Raw genomic sequence first — 15441 nt, 5'->3', positions numbered from 1 at the left:
TGTCACCGCATGCAGTTGGTCAGTGACTCACGACACAACGCGTGACCGAACAAGTGCGGAACGTGCAATTCGGGCAGACAAGATCTCAGGCCCGTGTTACACCTGTGTTACCGATAGTTGTATCGGCTAAGCAAATCTTTGGGAGAGGGGATCACCTATGTGCGGTATCGCCGGCTGGGTTTCCTACGACGCCGACCTCACCCGCCGCCGGGAAGTGGTCGACGCGATGACCGCGACCATGTCCTGCCGCGGCCCGGACGACGAAGGCACCTGGGTTCGCCGGCACGTCGCGCTCGGCCACCGGCGGCTCGCCATCATCGACCTGCCGGGCGGCCGCCAGCCGATGTCCGTGCACACGCCGGACGGCGACGTCGCGATGGTCTACAGCGGTGAGGCCTACAACTTCACCGAGCTGAAGGACGAGCTGACGAAGCTCGGCCACCGGTGGGAGACCGACAGCGACACCGAGGTCGTGCTGCACGGCTACCTGCAGTGGGGCGACGCGGTCGTCGACCACCTCAACGGCATGTACGCCTTCGCGATCTGGGACGAGCGCGACGACCGGCTCGTCATGATCCGCGACCGGATGGGCATCAAGCCGTTCTACTACTACCCGACCCGCGACGGCGTCCTGTTCGGCTCCGAGCCGAAGGCCATCCTGGCGAACCCCCTGGCGAAGAAGGTCGTCGACCTCGACGGCTTCCGCGAGCTGGCCGGGTTCACCAAGCGGCCGGGCTGGTCGCTGTGGAAGGACATGGAGGAGGTCCAGCCGGGCACGATCGTCACCGTGTCCCGCGAGGGCATCAAGACCCGCACCTACTGGCAGCTGGACGCGAAGAAGCACACCGACGACCAGGAGACGACGGTCGCCCGCGTGCGCGAGCTGATGACCGACATCGTCAACCGCCAGCTCGTCGCCGACGTCCCGCGGTGCGTGCTGCTTTCGGGCGGGCTCGACTCCAGCGCCGTCACCGGCCTGGCCGCGGCCCGGCTGGCCGAGCAGGGCGAGCAGCTGCGGACGTTCTCCGTCGACTTCTTCGGCCAGGAGGAGAACTTCAAGCCGGACGAGATGCGCGACACCGCGGACTCGCCGTTCGTGCGGGACGTCGCTCAGCTGGTGAACTCCGCGCACGAAGACGTCATGCTCAACCCGGGCGACCTCACCGACCCCGAGGTCCGGCGCGCGGTGCTGCGGGCCCGGGACATCCCGGCCGGCCTCGGCGACATGGACACGTCGCTGTACCTGCTGTTCAAGGCGATCCGCGGCCAGTCGACGGTGGCCCTGTCGGGCGAGTCGGCCGACGAGGTGTTCGGCGGCTACCGCTGGTTCCACGACGAGAAGGCCGTCAACGCCGAAACGTTCCCGTGGCTGGCGTTCCGGACGTCGATGATGGACGAGCGGGCGTCGCTCTACACGCCGGAGCTGGTCAAGAACCTGGACGTCGAGTCGTACGTCGCCGACCAGTACGCCTCCGCGGTCGCTTCGGTCGACCACCTCGACGGCGAGTCCGCTCTCGAGGCGCGGATGCGGACCATCTGCAACCTGCACCTGACCCGGTTCGTGCGGATGCTGCTCGACCGCAAGGACCGCGCGTCGATGGCGGTGGGCCTGGAGGTCCGCGTGCCGTTCTGCGACCACCGGCTGGTGGAGTACGTCTACAACACGCCGTGGTCGCTGAAGACGTTCGACGGCCGGGAAAAGAGCCTCCTGCGGCACGCGACGAAGCACGTGCTGCCGGACTCGGTGCGCGACCGCGTGAAGAGCCCGTACCCGTCGACGCAGGACCCGGGCTACGCGGCGGCGTTGCAGCAGCAGGTCAAGGAGGTACTGGCCGAGCCGGGGCACGCCGTGTTCGGCCTGGTCGACAAGGCCTGGGCGCACCGGGCGTCCGAAGTGGACTCGGCGACCATGGACCCGGCCATGCGCATCGGCCTGGACCGGGTGCTCGACTTCTACCACTGGATCGAGATGTACCAGCCCACGCTCGAGCTGTCTTGACCTCGAGCGCCCTTGAGGTGTGAGGCTGGGGGCATGAAGGTGCTCCTGTTCGGCCGCAACCCGGCCACGGTCTCGAGGGTGACGGCGGCGCTGTCCGCGGCGGGTCTCGCCGCGGACGGCGTCGCGTCGGAGGAAGCTGTGCTGTCCCGGCTCGGCGTCGTGGACGCCTTGGTGCTGGGCGCGGGGGTGGTGGGCGCGCTGCGGGAACGGGTCACGGCGGCGGCGGTCCGGCACGGCGTCCGGTGGGTGCAGGGGCCGCACATCCCGCCGGAGCGGGACGCGCTGGAGTACGTGCGGACCGAGCTCCTGCCGCTACTGGCCGAGCGCCGCCCGCACGAACTCCGCCACCCGCGGTGAGCGGGACGTCTCCGGCCACGCCACCTGGAGCCGGGCGTCGCTGAGCCCTTCGACCCGGTGGTAGGCGATCGCCGCACGCGGGTAGCGCCGGGCGACCGACTCCGGCGGGAACGTCACGGCCTGACCGAGTTCGACCAGGCGCAACGCCTCGGCGAGGTCCTTCGCCGGCGGCCCCTGCTTCGCGGGCGGCGCGCCGGCGCGGTCCCTCGCGCGGTAGTAGGCGTCGAGGCGCTCGTCGACGCCGGGCCAGGTCACCGCGGGGAGGGCGAGGGCTTCGGCCGGCGTCTTCACCGCCCAGCCCCGCGGCCGTCGCGGAGCAGGCACGCGGCTTCGTCGCCCATGGTCGCGAACCGCAGTTCCGCGGGTTCGGACACGACGACCAGCGACCCCGCGCGCCGGGCCCGTCGAACCCATTCATACGGGTTCAGCACAAGTGGCGTATTTCCGTTCCGGCGCGGCCGCCGGCTGCCTGGCCGGCATGACCGACACCGACGTCGTCCGCCGCTACCTGGACGCCTTCAACCGCGGCGACCTCGACGCGTTCGACGAGTTGATCGACCCCGGGTACGTCAACCACAGCCCGAGCCTGCCGGACCTGCCGCCCGGTCCCGATGGCTTGAAGCCGATCGTCGCGGACCTGCGGCGGCAGGCGCCGGAGCTGCGGTTCGAGGAGGTGCACCTGCTGGCGGACGGCGAATTCGTGGCCGCGCACCTGCTGGTCCACGGCTTCGGCCCGGAACCGGCGCGGCAGATGCAGATCGAGCGGCTGCGGGACGGCCGGATCGTCGAGCACTGGCGCGTCACGGCCTGAGCGGCAGCACCGCGGCGACCTCGTCCCCTTCGATGGTGAGGGACGCGCCGAGCCCGGCGAGCACCGCGCGGGCTCCGCCGTTGCCCGCCGTCGTCGAAGCGACGAACTGCGCCGCACCGGAGCGGCGGGCCTCGGCCAGCAGCAGCTGCGCGACCCGGCGGCCGACACCCCGGCCGCGGGCGTCCCGGCTCAGCCAGATGCCCGCCTCCACCGCGTCGCCGCGGCGCTCCAACCGGGCGGCTCCCACCGCGACGCCGTCCGCGTCGACCACCCACGTGCGTTCCACCGCGGTCGCCGGGTTCAGCGAGCGGCCGCGGTGGAACGCCAGGAACGCCGACCGGCGCGCCGCGGTCCAGCCGGGCGGACCCTCGACCGGCGGCATGACCTCCAGCGGGCCGGCTCCGGCCACGGCGGCTTCGAGCAGCCGCGCGAGGGCGGGCTCGTCGAGCGGGGTCAGCGCGATCACCCCCCCGAGTCTGCCCACCGGGTGCCGGGGCGCGCGACCGGGTTTCAGCGCCGGACCTCCGCCAGCTTCACCGGACGCCGTTCGCGACGGGAGACCTCGCACGCCTCCGCGATGTAGAACGCCTCCAGCGCGTCGGCCGCCCCGCACGGGGACGGCGCCCGGCCGGCGACCACGTCCAGGAACGCCGTCAGCTCGGTCGTGTACGCCGGCCGGAAGCGCTCCATGAAGCCCGGGTACGCCGGGCCCGGCAGCGGTGCCACCCCCGGCTCCACCGAGCGCAGCGGGGCCCGGTCGTCGAGGCCGACCACCACGCCCGAAACCGAACCCAGCACGTCGAGGCGCACGTCGTAGCCCGCGCCGTTGTAGCGGGTCAGGGACACCGTCGCCAGGGTGCCGTCGTCCAGGGTGAGCGTGGCCGCCGCCGTGTCGACGTCGCCCGCGTCGGCGAAGAAGCGCTCGCCGCGGTTCGCGCCGATCGCGTACACCTCCTCGACCTCGCGGCCGCTGACCCAGCGGATGATGTCGAAGTCGTGGACGCCGCAGTCGCGGAACAGGCCGCCCGAGTGGGCGACGTACTCCGCGGGCGGGGGCGCCGGGTCGAACGTCGTCGCCCGCAGCGTGTGCAGCCAGCCCAGTTCGCCCGACGCGACCGCGGCCCGCGCCGCCGCGTAGCCCGCGTCGAAGCGGCGCTGGAAGCCGATCTGGACTGCGACGTCGGAAGCGCCGATGCGGTCGATGACGGCCAATGTGCCGGGGATGTCCGCGGCCACCGGCTTTTCGCAGAACACCGGGAGGCCCGCGTCGACCGCCGCGATGATCAGGCCGGGGTGCGCGTCCGTCGCCGCCGTGACGACCAGGCCGTCGATCCCCGCGGTGAACAGGTCGTCGAGGGAAGTCGTTTCGACACCCAGCTTGGCGGCGGCCGCGGCGGCCCGCGCCGGGTCGACGTCGGCCACCACGACCGACTCGACCTCCTCGAAGCCCTTCAGCGTCTCCGCGTGCGCGGTGCCGATCCGGCCGGTGCCCGCCAGTCCCAACCTCATCGTCGTGCTCCTCCTGTCGCAGAAATCCCGGCAGTGGTCGCCCGGACCACCAAGGACGGGTGCAGCAGGTGCCGGACCGGCTCCGTGCGTTCCCCGCGGACGCGCTCGGCCAGCGCTTCGAACGCCAGCCGCCCCATTTCGGTGCGCGGCTGGTCCACTGTGGTCAGTGAGAGGTGCCGCAGCGCGGCCAGCGACGTGTTGTCGTAGCCGACGACCGAGACGTCTTCGGGCACGCGCAGGCCCGCCTCTTCGAGCGCCGAAATCGCGCCGACGGCGTTGAAGTCGTTGCCCGCCACCAGACCGGTCGGCAGCTCGGCCCGCGCGTACGTCGCCAGCAGCTCCCGCACGGACTTCTCGCCCGCCGTGTCGGTGTGCTCGCTGCGCACGACGACCGGGTCCAGGCCGTGCCGCCGCATCGCCGCCTGGAAACCGCGCCGGCGCTGGGCCGCGCCCGCCGCTCCCCCGCCGTCGAGGTGCGCGATGCGCCGGTGCCCGAGCCCGACGAGGTGGTCGACGGCCAGCGCGGAGCCCGCCTCGCCGTCGTCGTTCACGGTGTCCACACCGGACGCTCGCGAGGTGCGGGAAACCAGCACCACCGGGCACTGCCGGGCGGCCGCTTCGATGGCCGACGCCGGCACCACCGGTGAGAGCAGGACGACCCCGGCCGGGCGGAAGGAAAGCAGGCTGCGCAAGGCATTGCCCTCGCGCGCGGGGCTGCGGCCGCCGGTGTTGAGGACCAGGTCGAAGCCCGCGGCCTGCGCGGCCGCGTCCAGTCCCTCGACGACGTCGGCGAAGAACGCGTTGCGCAGGTCGTTCACCATCACGCCGAGCACCGTGGACGTCCGGCTGGCCAGCGACCGCGCCATCACGTGCGGCTGGTAGCCGAGTTCCTCGGCCGCGCGCAGGACCGCGGCGCGCCGGGTGTCGGAGACCTTCGGTGAATTCCTCATCACCAAGGAGACCAGTGCGCGGGAAACCCCCGCCCGCGCGGCGACGTCTTCCATGGTCGGACGCACGCGACACCTCCCCTGAGCACCGGAAACTCGGCCTTGACTTGCTGTGACGGACGCTACAAGATTAGAGCGCTCTAATCAATAGAGCGCTCCAACGGACCAACGGAGGCCCCTTGTGACAGCGACGATCCGAGTAGCCGCCGCGCCGATCTCCTGGGGTGTCTGCGAAGTCCCGGGCTGGGGCCGGGTGCTGGACGCGGCGACCGTGCTCGGCGAGATGGCGGAGCTCGGCGTCCAGGCGACCGAACTGGGCCCGCCCGGTTACCTCCCCCGCGACCCGGCCGCCCTCCGGGACCTGCTGGGGACGCACGGCCTCCGGCTCGTCGGCGGGTTCCTCGCCGTCGTCCTGCACGCCGGCCAGGAGCACGCGCTCGAGGAAGCCGAAGAGTCCGCCGCGCTGTTCGCCGCGTGCGGGGGCGACGTCCTGGTGCTCGCCGCCGCGACCGGCCTCGACGGCTACGACGAACGCCCGAAGCTCACCGACGCCGAATGGGCGACGCTCGTCGACACGGCGGGCAGGATCCGCGACATCGCCTCCGCCCACGGCCTGCGCACGGTGCTGCACCCGCACGTCGGGACGCACGTGGAGCAGCAGGCCGAAGTCGAGCGGTTCCTCGCCGATTCCGCGCTCGGCTTGTGCCTCGACACCGGGCACCTGATGATCGGCGGGACGGATCCGGTCGAGCTGGCGAAGCGGTATCCCGAACGGGTGGGGCACGTGCATCTGAAGGACGTCCGGGCGGACCTCGCGGCCGAAGTCCGCGCGGGCCGGCTCGGCTACACCGACGCGGTCGGGCGGGGCCTCTACACCCCACTCGGCGAGGGGGACGTGGACGTGGCGTCGATGGTGCGCTCCGTCCAGGCGGCCGGCTACGACGGCTGGTACGTCCTCGAACAGGACACCGCCCTCGGCGCGGAGAGCCCCGACGACGTACCCCGGCGGGACACCGAGCGCAGCCTGGCCCACCTCGCGAAGATCATCGACTCCCTCTGATCCCTGGTCCCAAAGGAGTGACTGTGTTCTCAATCAAGAAGCTGGCCGGCGTGGCGGCGATCGCCGCCGCCGGGCTGGTCCTGTCCGCCTGCAGCGGCCCGTCCGCCGACAACTCGAGCAGCTCCAGCGCGCCGTCCGCGGCGGCACCGAGCTCGGGCGGCCCGCTGAAGGTCGCCGTGGTCACCCACGGCACCGCCGGCGACGCCTTCTGGAACGTCGTCAAGAACGGCGCCGAACAGGCGGGCAAGGACCTGAACGTCGGCGTCGACTACTTCGCCGACGGCGACCCGGGCAACCAGGCCAAGCTGATCGACAACGCGGTCGCGCAGAAGGTCGGCGGCCTGGTCGTCTCGATGGCGAACCCGCAGGCGCTGCAGACGTCGATCCAGAACGCGGTCAAGGCGGGCATCCCGGTCGTCACCATCAACTCCGGCGAGGACTCCAGCGCCGCCTTCGGCGCGATCGCGCACGTCGGCCAGAGCGAGGGCCTCGCCGGCCAGGGCGCCGGGCAGCGGCTCAAGGCGGCCGGCAAGACGAAGCTGCTGTGCGTCATCCACGAAGCCGGCAACATCGGCCAGAACCAGCGCTGCGACGGTGCGAAGCAGACGTTCGGCACCGTCTCCACGCTGCAGGTCGACATCTCCAACCCGACCGACGCGCAGGCCCGGATCCGCGGCGCGCTGCAGTCCGACCCGTCGATCGACGCGGTGCTGGCGCTGAACTCGCAGGTCGCGGCCCGCGCGGTGGACGCGGCCAAGGAGGCGAGCTCGAAGGCCCAGGTGGCGACGTTCGACCTGAACGCCGACGTCGTCGCGGCCATCAAGGCGGGCACGATCCTCTTCGCCGTCGACCAGCAGCAGTACGAGCAGGGCTACCTGCCGATCGTGTTCCTGAAGCTGTACAAGGAAAACGGCAACACCATCGGCGGCGGCAAGCCGGTGCAGACCGGCCCGGGCTTCGTCGACAAGACCAACATCGACACCGTCGCCCCGTACGCGGAGCGCGGCACGCGATGACCGCGGCGATCCAAGCCCAGCCCGACGAACGCGTCGGGAAGAAGAGCTTGACCGATCGGCTGGTGGTCCGCCCGGAGATCGGCGCGCTGCTGGGCGCCGTGCTGGTGTTCGTCTTCTTCTCCGTCGTCACCGGCCAGTTCCTCAGCCCGCTGGGCGTGGCGACCTGGCTCGACGACTCCTCGACGCTGGGCATCATGGCCGTCGTGGTCGCGCTGCTGATGGTCGGCGGCGAGTTCGACCTCTCGGCCGGCGTCATGACGGCGTCGACGTCGCTGGTCACGGCGATCCTGGCGACGCAGGCGGGCTGGAACGTCTGGCTCGCGCTGGCGGTGTCGCTCGTCTTCGCCCTCGGGGTCGGCGCGTTCAACGGCTGGCTGGTGATGAAGACCGGGCTGCCGAGCTTCATCGTCACGCTGGGGTCGTTCCTGGCGCTGCAGGGCCTCAACCTCGGCGTGACGCGGCTGGTCACCAACACCGTGCAGGTGTCGGGGATGCGCTCGACCAGCGGCTACGAGTCGGCGGGCGCGCTGTTCGCGTCCACGTTCGCCGTCGGCGGCACCGAGTTCCAGTCGTCGATCATCTGGTGGATCGTCGTCACGGTGGTCGCGGCGGTGCTGCTCGTGCGCACCCGCTTCGGCAACTGGATCTTCGCCGTCGGCGGCTCGCAGGTGTCGGCCCGCTCGGTCGGCGTGCCGGTGGTGCGCACGAAGATCCTGCTGTTCATGGGCACCGCGCTCGGCGCGTGGCTGGTCGGCTCGATCAACATCCTGCGCTTCGCCAGCGTGCAGGCGAACCAGGGCATCGGGCTGGAGTTCCAGTACATCATCGCCGCGGTGATCGGCGGCTGCCTGCTCACCGGCGGGTTCGGCTCGGCGGTGGGCGCGGCGATCGGCGCGCTGATCTTCGGCATGGCCCGCCAGGGCATCGTGTTCGCGCAGTGGAACAGCGACTGGTTCATGCTGTTCCTCGGCATCATGCTGCTCGCCGCGGTCCTGGTGAACAACGCCTTCCGGCGGCGCGCGGAAAGGGTACGCCGATGAGTCCACTGCTCGAAGTCCGCGACATCGGGAAGACCTACGGCAGCGTGATCGCGCTGCGCGAAGTGTCCACTGTGGTCAACGCGGGCGAGGTCACCTGCGTGCTCGGCGACAACGGCGCCGGCAAGTCCACGCTGATCAAGATCCTGGCCGGGGTGCACCAGCACGACCGCGGCGAGTTCCTCGTGGAAGGCGAGCCCGTGCGGTTCGCCTCGCCGCGCGAGGCGCTGGACCACGGCATCGCGACCGTGTACCAGGACCTCGCCGTGGTGCCGCTGATGAGCGTCTGGCGGAACTTCTTCCTCGGCTCGGAGCCGACTACCGGCTTCGGCCCGTTCCGGTTCCTGGACCGGAAGAAGGGCCGCGAGACGACGAAGCAGGCGTTGTCCGACATGGGCATCGACCTGCGGGACGTCGAGCAGCCGGTCGGGACGCTCTCGGGTGGCGAACGCCAGTGCGTGGCGATCGCGCGGGCGGTGTACTTCGGGGCGAAGGTGCTGATCCTCGACGAGCCGACCGCCGCGCTGGGCGTCAAGCAGGCCGGGGTGGTGCTGAAGTACGTCGCGCAGGCCCGGGACCGCGGGCTGGGCGTCGTGCTGATCACGCACAACCCGCACCACGCCTACCCGGTCGCCGACCGGTTCCTGCTGCTCAAGCGGGGTGCGCCGCTCGGGGCGTACGAGAAGGCGGACATCGACATCAACGAGCTGACCCGGCAGATGGCGGGCGGCGCGGAACTGGAAGCCCTGGAACACGAACTGCGGCAGGTGGAAAAGACGTCATGACCCTCGAAGCGCTGACGATCGGCCGGGTGGGTGTCGACCTCTACCCCGAGCAGAGCGGTGTCCCCCTGGCCGAGGTCAGCACCTTCGCCAAGTCGCTCGGCGGCACCGCGACCAACGTCGCGGTCGCCGCCGCGCGGCTCGGCCGGCGCACGGCCGTGCTGACCAAGGTCGGCCCGGACGGCTTCGGCGACTACGTCCGGCAGGCCCTCGACGGCTTCGGCGTCTCACCGGCCTTCGTGGGCACTTCGCCGGAGCTGCAGACGCCGGTGGTGTTCTGCGAGCTGAACCCGCCCGCGGACCCACCGCTGCTGTTCTACCGCTCCCCCATCGCCCCCGACCTCACGCTGACCGACGACGACGTGCCCTGGGACGTCGTCACGTCGGTGCCGCTGCTGTGGGTCACCGGCACCGGCGTGTCCACCGACCCGGCCCGCACGACCCAGCGGAAGATCCTCGAAACCCGGGGCCGCCGCGAGCACACCGTGCTGGACCTGGACTACCGGCCGATGTTCTGGCCGTCGGTCGAGCAGGCGCGCGAAGAGATCGGCGCGCTGCTCGACCACGTCACCGTGGCGGTCGGCAACCGGACCGAGGCGGAGGTCGCCGTCGGCACCGCGGACCCGGACGCCGCCGCGGACCGCATGCTCGACCGCGGGCTGCGGCTCGCGGTGATCAAGAAGGGCGCGGACGGCGTCCTCGTGGCCACGCCGGACGGGCGCTGGACCGTGCGGCCGCAACGCGTCGAGGTCGTCTGCGGGCTCGGCGCCGGCGACGGCTTCGGCGGGGCGCTCGTCCACGGGCTGCTGTCCGGCTGGGACCCGGTCCGGATCGCCGAGTACGCGAACGCGGCGGGCGCGCTGGTGGCGTCCCGGCTCGCCTGCGCCGACGCCATGCCGACCGCGGCCGAAATCGAGGAGCTCCTGTGAGCCTCACCGACGAGCGCTGGCGCGAACTCCTGCACACCCGCGCCACCGACCCGGGCGCGGTCCGGCAGGCCTACGCGACCCGCAAACGCCGGTCGAAACTGCTGTCCGACACCGGAACGCTGTTCCTGGTCGCGGCCGACCACCCGGCACGAGGGGCGCTGGGTGTGGGCGAGGACCCGCTCGCCATGGCCGACCGGCGGACGTTGCTGGACCGGCTGCTCGTGGCGCTGGCCAACCCCGCCGTCGACGGGATCCTCGGCACCCCCGACGTCGTCGAAGAACTGCTGTTGCTCGGCGCACTGGACGACAAGGTCGTCTTCGGCTCGATGAACCGCGGCGGCCTGGCCGGCGCGGACTGGGAGATCGACGACCGGTTCACCGGCTACGACGCCCGCACGCTCGTCGACTGCGGGCTCGACGGCGGCAAGATGCTGCTGCGGCTCGTCGACTCCGACCCGGGCACGATCCCGACGCTGCAGGCCTGCGCCGACGCCGTCACCGAGCTCGCGGCGTACGGCCTGGTGGCGATGGTCGAGCCGCTGCCGTACGCGCGGACGGCCGGGAAACTGGTGCTGCAGCAGGATCCCGTGTCCCTGGCCCGTGCGGTCACGGTGGCCTCGGGCCTCGGCGTGACGTCGGCGCACACGTGGCTCAAGCTGCCCTCGACCGATTCCCCCGAAGTCCTCGGCGCGACGACGCTGCCGGTGGTCGTGCTCGGCGGCGTACCCTCCGGCGACCCGGCCGCCGACCTGGCCTCGTGGGGCCGGACGCTGCGCCACGACGTCGTCCGCGGCCTGGTCGTCGGCCGCACCCTGCTCTACCCGCCCGGCGGTGACGTCGGTGCGGCTGTCGAAGCCGCCGCGAAGGTACTGGAGGCCGCGAAGTGAGCAAGCTCCACCGTCCACTCGGGACGCTGTCCGACGACACCGACCCGGTCCGGCTCACCCCGGACAGCGCGGGCTGGACGTACACCGGCCTGCGGGTCCTGACCCTGGCGCCCGGCGAGACGCGGATCGTGCACACCGGCGAGTTCGAGGCCTTCGTGCTGCCCCTGTCCGGTTCCGCGACGGTCCGGGCCGACGGGCAGGTCTTCGAGCTGCGCGGCCGCGAGTCCGTCTTCACCCGCGTGACGGACTTCGCCTACGTGCCCCGCGAAGCCGAAGTCGAGTTGTCGACAACGGACGGTCTCACCGTCGCGCTGCCGATGGCCCGCTGCACCCGCCGGCTCTCCGCGAAGTACGGCCCGGCGGAGGACGTGCCGGTGGAGGTCCGCGGCGCCGGGCAGGCGACGCGGCAGGTGACCAACTTCGGCGTGCCCGGGGTCTGGGACCACGCCGACAAGCTCAACGCGTGCGAGCTGATCACGCCGAGCGGCAACTGGTCGTCGTACCCGCCGCACAAGCACGACGAGGCCACCGGATGCGAAGTGGTCAACGAAGAGATCTACTACTTCCGCATCGCCGGCCGCGACGGCGTGACGCCCTCCCGCGAGGGCTTCGGCCTGCACCGGACCTACACCGCCGACGGCGAGCTGGACGAGGACGTCGCCGTGCGCGACCACGACGTCTTCCTGATCCCGCGCGGCTACCACGGCCCGTGCGTCGCGGCGCCGGGCTACCCGATGTACTACCTGAACGTCCTGGCGGGACCGGCCGAAGAGCGGTCCATGGCGTTCTGCGACGACCCCGCGCACGGCTGGGTCCGCGACACCTGGGCCGCGCAGGAACTCGATCCGCGCTGCCCCGTCACGAGTCACGAAGGGCGTGTTCAGTGAAGCTGACGACGGCACAGGCGCTGGTCCGCTGGCTCCTCGCCCAGCGCTCGGAAACCCTGGACGGCGCGGAAGTCCCGCTGTTCCCCGGGGTGTTCGCGATCTTCGGGCACGGCAACGTGCTCGGCCTCGGCACCGCGCTGGAAGAGCACCGCGGCGAGATCCCCGTCTGGCGCGGGCACACCGAGCAGGGCATGGCACTGGCCGCGGTCGGGCTCGCGAAGGCCACGCACCGGCGGCAGGTCGGCGTCGCGACGTCGTCGATCGGGCCGGGCGCGCTGAACATGGTCACCGCGGCCGGGGTCGCGCACGCGAACCGGCTGCCGGTGCTGCTGCTGCCGGGCGACACGTTCACCGGCCGCGCGCCGGACCCGGTCCTGCAGCAGATCGAGCCCTTCGGCGACGCGACCGCGACGGTGAACGACGCCTTCCGCGCGGTCTCGCGCTACTTCGACCGGATCAGCAGGCCCGAGCAGCTGCTCTCGACGTTGCCGCAGGTCACGCGGGTGCTCACGGACCCGGCGGACAGCGGGCCGGTGGTGCTGGCGCTCCCGCAGGACGTCCAGGCGGAGACGTACGACTTCCCGGACGCGCTGTTCGCGCCGGTGACGCACCGGCCGCCGCGCCCCCGGCCGGACCGGCGTTCGGTCACCGAGGCGGCGGGCGTCCTGCGGGCGTCCCACCACCCGCTGCTGGTGCTCGGCGGCGGCGTCCGGTACTCGGGTGCGGCTCGCCGGGCTCTCGACTTCGCCGAGCGGCACGGGATCCCGGTCGTGGAGACCACGGCCGGCCGCACGCTCGTCCCGCACGACCACCCGCTGCACGCGGGCCCGCTGGGCATCACGGGCTCGTCGTCGGCGAACGCCGTGGCGGCCGCGGCGGACGTGGTCCTGGCCGTGGGGACGCGGCTGCAGGACTTCACGACGGCGTCGTGGACGGTGTTCTCCCCCGACGTCCGCCTGGTGTCGCTCAACGCGGCCCGTTTCGACTCGGTCAAGCACGGCGCCCTGTCCGTGACCGGGGACGCCGACGCGGGCCTGGCCGACCTCGCCGCCCAGCTGGAGAGCTGGCGGGTGGATTCGGCGTGGACCTCGCGGGCATCGGCGGAACGTGCCTCGTGGGACGGGCACGTCGATTCGCTGCGGTCGGCCGCTTCCGAGGTCCCGTCCTACGCGCAGGTGGTCGGCGTGGTGAACGACCTCTCCGCGGCGGACGACTACGTCATGACGGCCTCCGGCGGCCTGCCGGGCGAGCTGATCGGCGGCTGGCGCGGCTCCGGCTCGGTGTCGATGGACGTCGAATACGGGTTCTCGTGCATGGGGTACGAGCTGTCCGGCGCGTGGGGCGCGGCGATCGCGTGGCCGGGCCTGGTGACCACGCTCCTGGGCGACGGCTCGTACCTGATGCTGAACTCGGAACTGTTCTCGGCGGCGTTCGCGGGGCACCCGTTCGTCGCGGTCGTCTGCGACAACGACGGGTACGCGGTGATCGCCCGGCTCCAGGAGGGGCAGGGCGGGAAGCCGTTCAACAACTTCTACGCCGACTGCACGACTTCGCACGCTTCCCCGCCGCGAGTGGATTTCGCGCGGCACGCCGAGTCGCTGGGCTGCCTGGTGTTCGAAGCATCCACAGTGGACTCGCTGCGGGCGGCGTACGCGGCCGCCCGGGAGGCCGCGGTGGCCGAACGGCGGCCGGCGGTCGTCGTGGTGCAGACGCAGCCGTCGACGTGGACGGAAGCCGGGGCCTGGTGGGAGGTCGGCGTGCCCGGGCACCTCGCGGGCCGGGACGAGTACGAGCGGGTCAAGCCGGGGCAGGTGCGCTATCTGAAGTCCTGAGCCGGACCCGGGGACGCAGGGTGAAGCCGCTCGGCTTGAGCGTCAGCGACTCCACGATCTTCAGCTCGTACGCGGGATCCACGTCGAAGTCGTAGCGCTGCAGCACCACCCCCAGCGCCAGCACGGCTTCGTGCAGCGCGAACTGGCGGCCGATGCAGGCGCGCTCGCCCGTCCCGAACGGCTTGTACGCCTGTGCCGGCCGCTTCTTCACCGCGGCGGGCTCGAACCGGTCCGGGTCGAACGCCTCGGGGTCATCGCCCCAGGCCGCGGGGTCGCGGTGCACCAGCGGGAGCGGGACGATCACCCAGTCACCCCGGCGCATCCGGTACTTCCCGCCGAGCACGACGTCTTCGCGCGCTTCGCGGGAGTAGCCGGGCGCGGTCGGCCAGAGCCGCATCGCCTCGTCCAGGACGCGGCGGACGTAACGCAGCTTCGCGACGTCGGCGAACGCCGGCTCGCGGCCGCCCCACACCGCGTCGACCTCGGCGCGGGCCTTCGCCAGCAGTTCGGGGTGGCGGGTCAGGTAGTACAGCGCGAACGACAGCGCGCCGGACGTCGTCTCGTGACCGGCCACGACGAACGTGATCGCCTGGTTGCGGATGTTCACCGGGTCCAGGCGCTCTCCCGTCACCGGGTGACCCTCGGTGAGCATCAGGCCGAGCAGGTCGCGGCTCTCCTCGCCGCTGCCGCGCCGCCCGGCGATGACCTCGTCGACCAGGTCCGTCATCACCGCGATGTCGGCCCGGTTCTGCTCCGGCGTTCCGGCGATCGCGCGCCGGACGAACGGCAGCTTGACGTTCTGCAGCTGCGCGTACCGCAGCGCGCGGATCATCGCCGTGACGAACGGGTGCGGTTCGGCGCGCTCGAACGAGCCGAAGCGGTAGCCGAAGCCGGCGCGGCCGATGGTCTCCAGGGTCAGCCGGGTCATGTCGGCGGAGACGTCGACCGGGCCGCTCGCGGCGTCCCAGGCCGCCACGAGCTCGCGGGCGACGTCGAGCATGATCGGGTGGTAGCGGCGCATCGCCTCGGCGGAGAACGCCGGCTGCAGGATGTCGTGCGCCAGCCGCCAGTTCGGCTCGTGGGTGTGGGCGGTGAACAGGCCGTCGCCGCCGAGCGCGCGCAGGTTCTCCACGCCCATGCCGACGTGCTTGCCGAACTTCGCCTCGTCGTTCAGCTCGGTGACCAGGTCGACGCCGCCGACGAGGACGATCTCGAAGCCGAACACCTTGCGGGTGAAGATCGGCCCGAGCCGCTTGCCGATGCGCACGGTGTCCTGCAGCGGCGTGCGCGGGTTCGCCCCGATCAGGTCGCCGATCACCGGAAGCCGGCCCGGCCGGTGCGGAATCCCGCTGGTGTCCACGGCAGCTCCTTGTTGAACCCGGATCCAA

16 protein-coding genes are annotated in these 15441 nt (G+C 72.0%); 11 read left to right on the top strand and 5 right to left on the bottom strand.

The features are described 5' to 3' along the window. Positions 1–157 precede the first annotated feature (157 nt). The gene (gene asnB / locus AB5J73_RS22175) at positions 158–1999 is read left to right on the top strand and encodes an asparagine synthase (glutamine-hydrolyzing) (RefSeq protein WP_370971828.1); all 1842 of its coding nucleotides are present in this window, start codon (positions 158–160) and stop codon (positions 1997–1999) included. A 33-nt stretch (positions 2000–2032) separates the two neighbouring features. Continuing rightward, positions 2033–2356, top strand: a complete 324-nt coding sequence (locus tag AB5J73_RS22170; RefSeq protein WP_370971826.1) for a hypothetical protein — start codon at positions 2033–2035, stop codon at positions 2354–2356. On the opposite strand, the gene AB5J73_RS22165 is transcribed toward AB5J73_RS22170, so the two are convergent. Next, positions 2312–2680 carry a hypothetical protein gene (locus AB5J73_RS22165; RefSeq protein ID WP_370971825.1) on the bottom strand — a complete coding sequence of 123 codons (369 nt, stop codon included), beginning with the start codon at positions 2678–2680 and terminating at the stop codon, positions 2312–2314. The two genes, AB5J73_RS22170 and AB5J73_RS22165, sit on opposite strands and share 45 nt — an antisense overlap. A gap of 109 nt (positions 2681–2789) precedes the next feature. Between AB5J73_RS22165 and AB5J73_RS22160 the strand changes: the two genes are divergently transcribed. Beyond that, on the top strand, positions 2790–3167 hold the full coding sequence (locus AB5J73_RS22160; protein ID WP_370971823.1) for an ester cyclase: 378 nt from the start codon (positions 2790–2792) through the stop codon (positions 3165–3167). Here the strand turns inward: AB5J73_RS22160 and AB5J73_RS22155 are convergent. Genes AB5J73_RS22155 through AB5J73_RS22145 form a run of 3 tightly spaced genes read right to left on the bottom strand, consistent with a single transcriptional unit; the run spans position 3157 to position 5680 of the window. Continuing rightward, the gene (locus AB5J73_RS22155; protein WP_370971822.1) at positions 3157–3633 is read right to left on the bottom strand and encodes an N-acetyltransferase family protein; all 477 of its coding nucleotides are present in this window, start codon (positions 3631–3633) and stop codon (positions 3157–3159) included. The two genes, AB5J73_RS22160 and AB5J73_RS22155, sit on opposite strands and share 11 nt — an antisense overlap. Positions 3634–3677: 44 nt before the next feature. After that, complete coding sequence (locus AB5J73_RS22150; protein WP_370971820.1) at positions 3678–4676, bottom strand: Gfo/Idh/MocA family oxidoreductase; 999 nt, start codon at positions 4674–4676, stop codon at positions 3678–3680. Beyond that, a complete protein-coding gene (locus AB5J73_RS22145) occupies positions 4673–5680 on the bottom strand; it encodes a LacI family DNA-binding transcriptional regulator (protein ID WP_370973278.1) in 1008 nt (335 codons plus the stop codon). Before AB5J73_RS22145 ends, AB5J73_RS22150 begins: the two co-directional genes overlap by 4 nt. 124 nt (positions 5681–5804) lie before the next feature. Here AB5J73_RS22145 and AB5J73_RS22140 point away from each other — a divergent pair, with 124 nt between their 5' ends. Genes AB5J73_RS22140 through iolD form a run of 8 tightly spaced genes read left to right on the top strand, consistent with a single transcriptional unit; the run spans position 5805 to position 14053 of the window. Next, a complete protein-coding gene (locus AB5J73_RS22140) occupies positions 5805–6683 on the top strand; it encodes a TIM barrel protein (protein WP_370971819.1) in 879 nt (292 codons plus the stop codon). 23 nt (positions 6684–6706) lie between these two features. Next, entirely contained in the window at positions 6707–7699 is a 993-nt protein-coding gene (locus tag AB5J73_RS22135; protein WP_370971817.1) for a sugar ABC transporter substrate-binding protein, read from the top strand. Then, positions 7696–8739 (top strand): ABC transporter permease, encoded by a 1044-nt coding sequence (locus AB5J73_RS22130; protein ID WP_370971815.1) that lies wholly within the window; start codon positions 7696–7698, stop codon positions 8737–8739. The genes AB5J73_RS22135 and AB5J73_RS22130 overlap by 4 nt, the downstream gene beginning before the upstream one ends. Beyond that, positions 8736–9521 carry an ATP-binding cassette domain-containing protein gene (locus tag AB5J73_RS22125; protein WP_370971813.1) on the top strand — a complete coding sequence of 262 codons (786 nt, stop codon included), beginning with the start codon at positions 8736–8738 and terminating at the stop codon, positions 9519–9521. Before AB5J73_RS22130 ends, AB5J73_RS22125 begins: the two co-directional genes overlap by 4 nt. Then, on the top strand, positions 9518–10447 hold the full coding sequence (iolC, locus tag AB5J73_RS22120) for a 5-dehydro-2-deoxygluconokinase (RefSeq protein WP_370971811.1): 930 nt from the start codon (positions 9518–9520) through the stop codon (positions 10445–10447). The genes AB5J73_RS22125 and iolC overlap by 4 nt, the downstream gene beginning before the upstream one ends. Continuing rightward, positions 10444–11334, top strand: a complete 891-nt coding sequence (locus AB5J73_RS22115; protein WP_370971809.1) for an aldolase — start codon at positions 10444–10446, stop codon at positions 11332–11334. Before iolC ends, AB5J73_RS22115 begins: the two co-directional genes overlap by 4 nt. Continuing rightward, a complete protein-coding gene (iolB, locus tag AB5J73_RS22110; RefSeq protein WP_370971807.1) occupies positions 11331–12221 on the top strand; it encodes a 5-deoxy-glucuronate isomerase in 891 nt (296 codons plus the stop codon). The genes AB5J73_RS22115 and iolB overlap by 4 nt, the downstream gene beginning before the upstream one ends. Further along, entirely contained in the window at positions 12218–14053 is a 1836-nt protein-coding gene (gene iolD, locus AB5J73_RS22105) for a 3D-(3,5/4)-trihydroxycyclohexane-1,2-dione acylhydrolase (decyclizing) (RefSeq protein ID WP_370971805.1), read from the top strand. The genes iolB and iolD overlap by 4 nt, the downstream gene beginning before the upstream one ends. Here iolD and AB5J73_RS22100 read toward each other — a convergent pair. Beyond that, positions 14019–15413 (bottom strand): cytochrome P450, encoded by a 1395-nt coding sequence (locus AB5J73_RS22100; RefSeq protein ID WP_370971803.1) that lies wholly within the window; start codon positions 15411–15413, stop codon positions 14019–14021. The genes iolD and AB5J73_RS22100 overlap by 35 nt on opposite strands. Between the last annotated feature and the right edge of the window lie 28 nt (positions 15414–15441).

This window comes from Amycolatopsis sp. cg9 (assembly GCF_041346945.1).
In the GTDB taxonomy this organism is placed as follows: Bacteria; Actinomycetota; Actinomycetes; order Mycobacteriales; family Pseudonocardiaceae; genus Amycolatopsis.
The sequence above is the reverse complement of the archived record's forward strand: the minus strand, read 5'-3'. Positions and strand labels throughout refer to the sequence as shown.

Coding starts and splice junctions, on each gene's coding strand:
- asnB (WP_370971828.1), top strand. CDS start 158: ATGTGCGGTATCGCCGGCTGGGTTTCCTACGACGCCGACCTCACCCGC.
- AB5J73_RS22170 (WP_370971826.1), top strand. CDS start 2,033: ATGAAGGTGCTCCTGTTCGGCCGCAACCCGGCCACGGTCTCGAGGGTG.
- AB5J73_RS22150 (WP_370971820.1), bottom strand. CDS start 4,676: ATGAGGTTGGGACTGGCGGGCACCGGCCGGATCGGCACCGCGCACGCG.
- AB5J73_RS22145 (WP_370973278.1), bottom strand. CDS start 5,680: ATGGAAGACGTCGCCGCGCGGGCGGGGGTTTCCCGCGCACTGGTCTCC.
- AB5J73_RS22130 (WP_370971815.1), top strand. CDS start 7,696: ATGACCGCGGCGATCCAAGCCCAGCCCGACGAACGCGTCGGGAAGAAG.
- AB5J73_RS22125 (WP_370971813.1), top strand. CDS start 8,736: ATGAGTCCACTGCTCGAAGTCCGCGACATCGGGAAGACCTACGGCAGC.
- iolC (WP_370971811.1), top strand. CDS start 9,518: ATGACCCTCGAAGCGCTGACGATCGGCCGGGTGGGTGTCGACCTCTAC.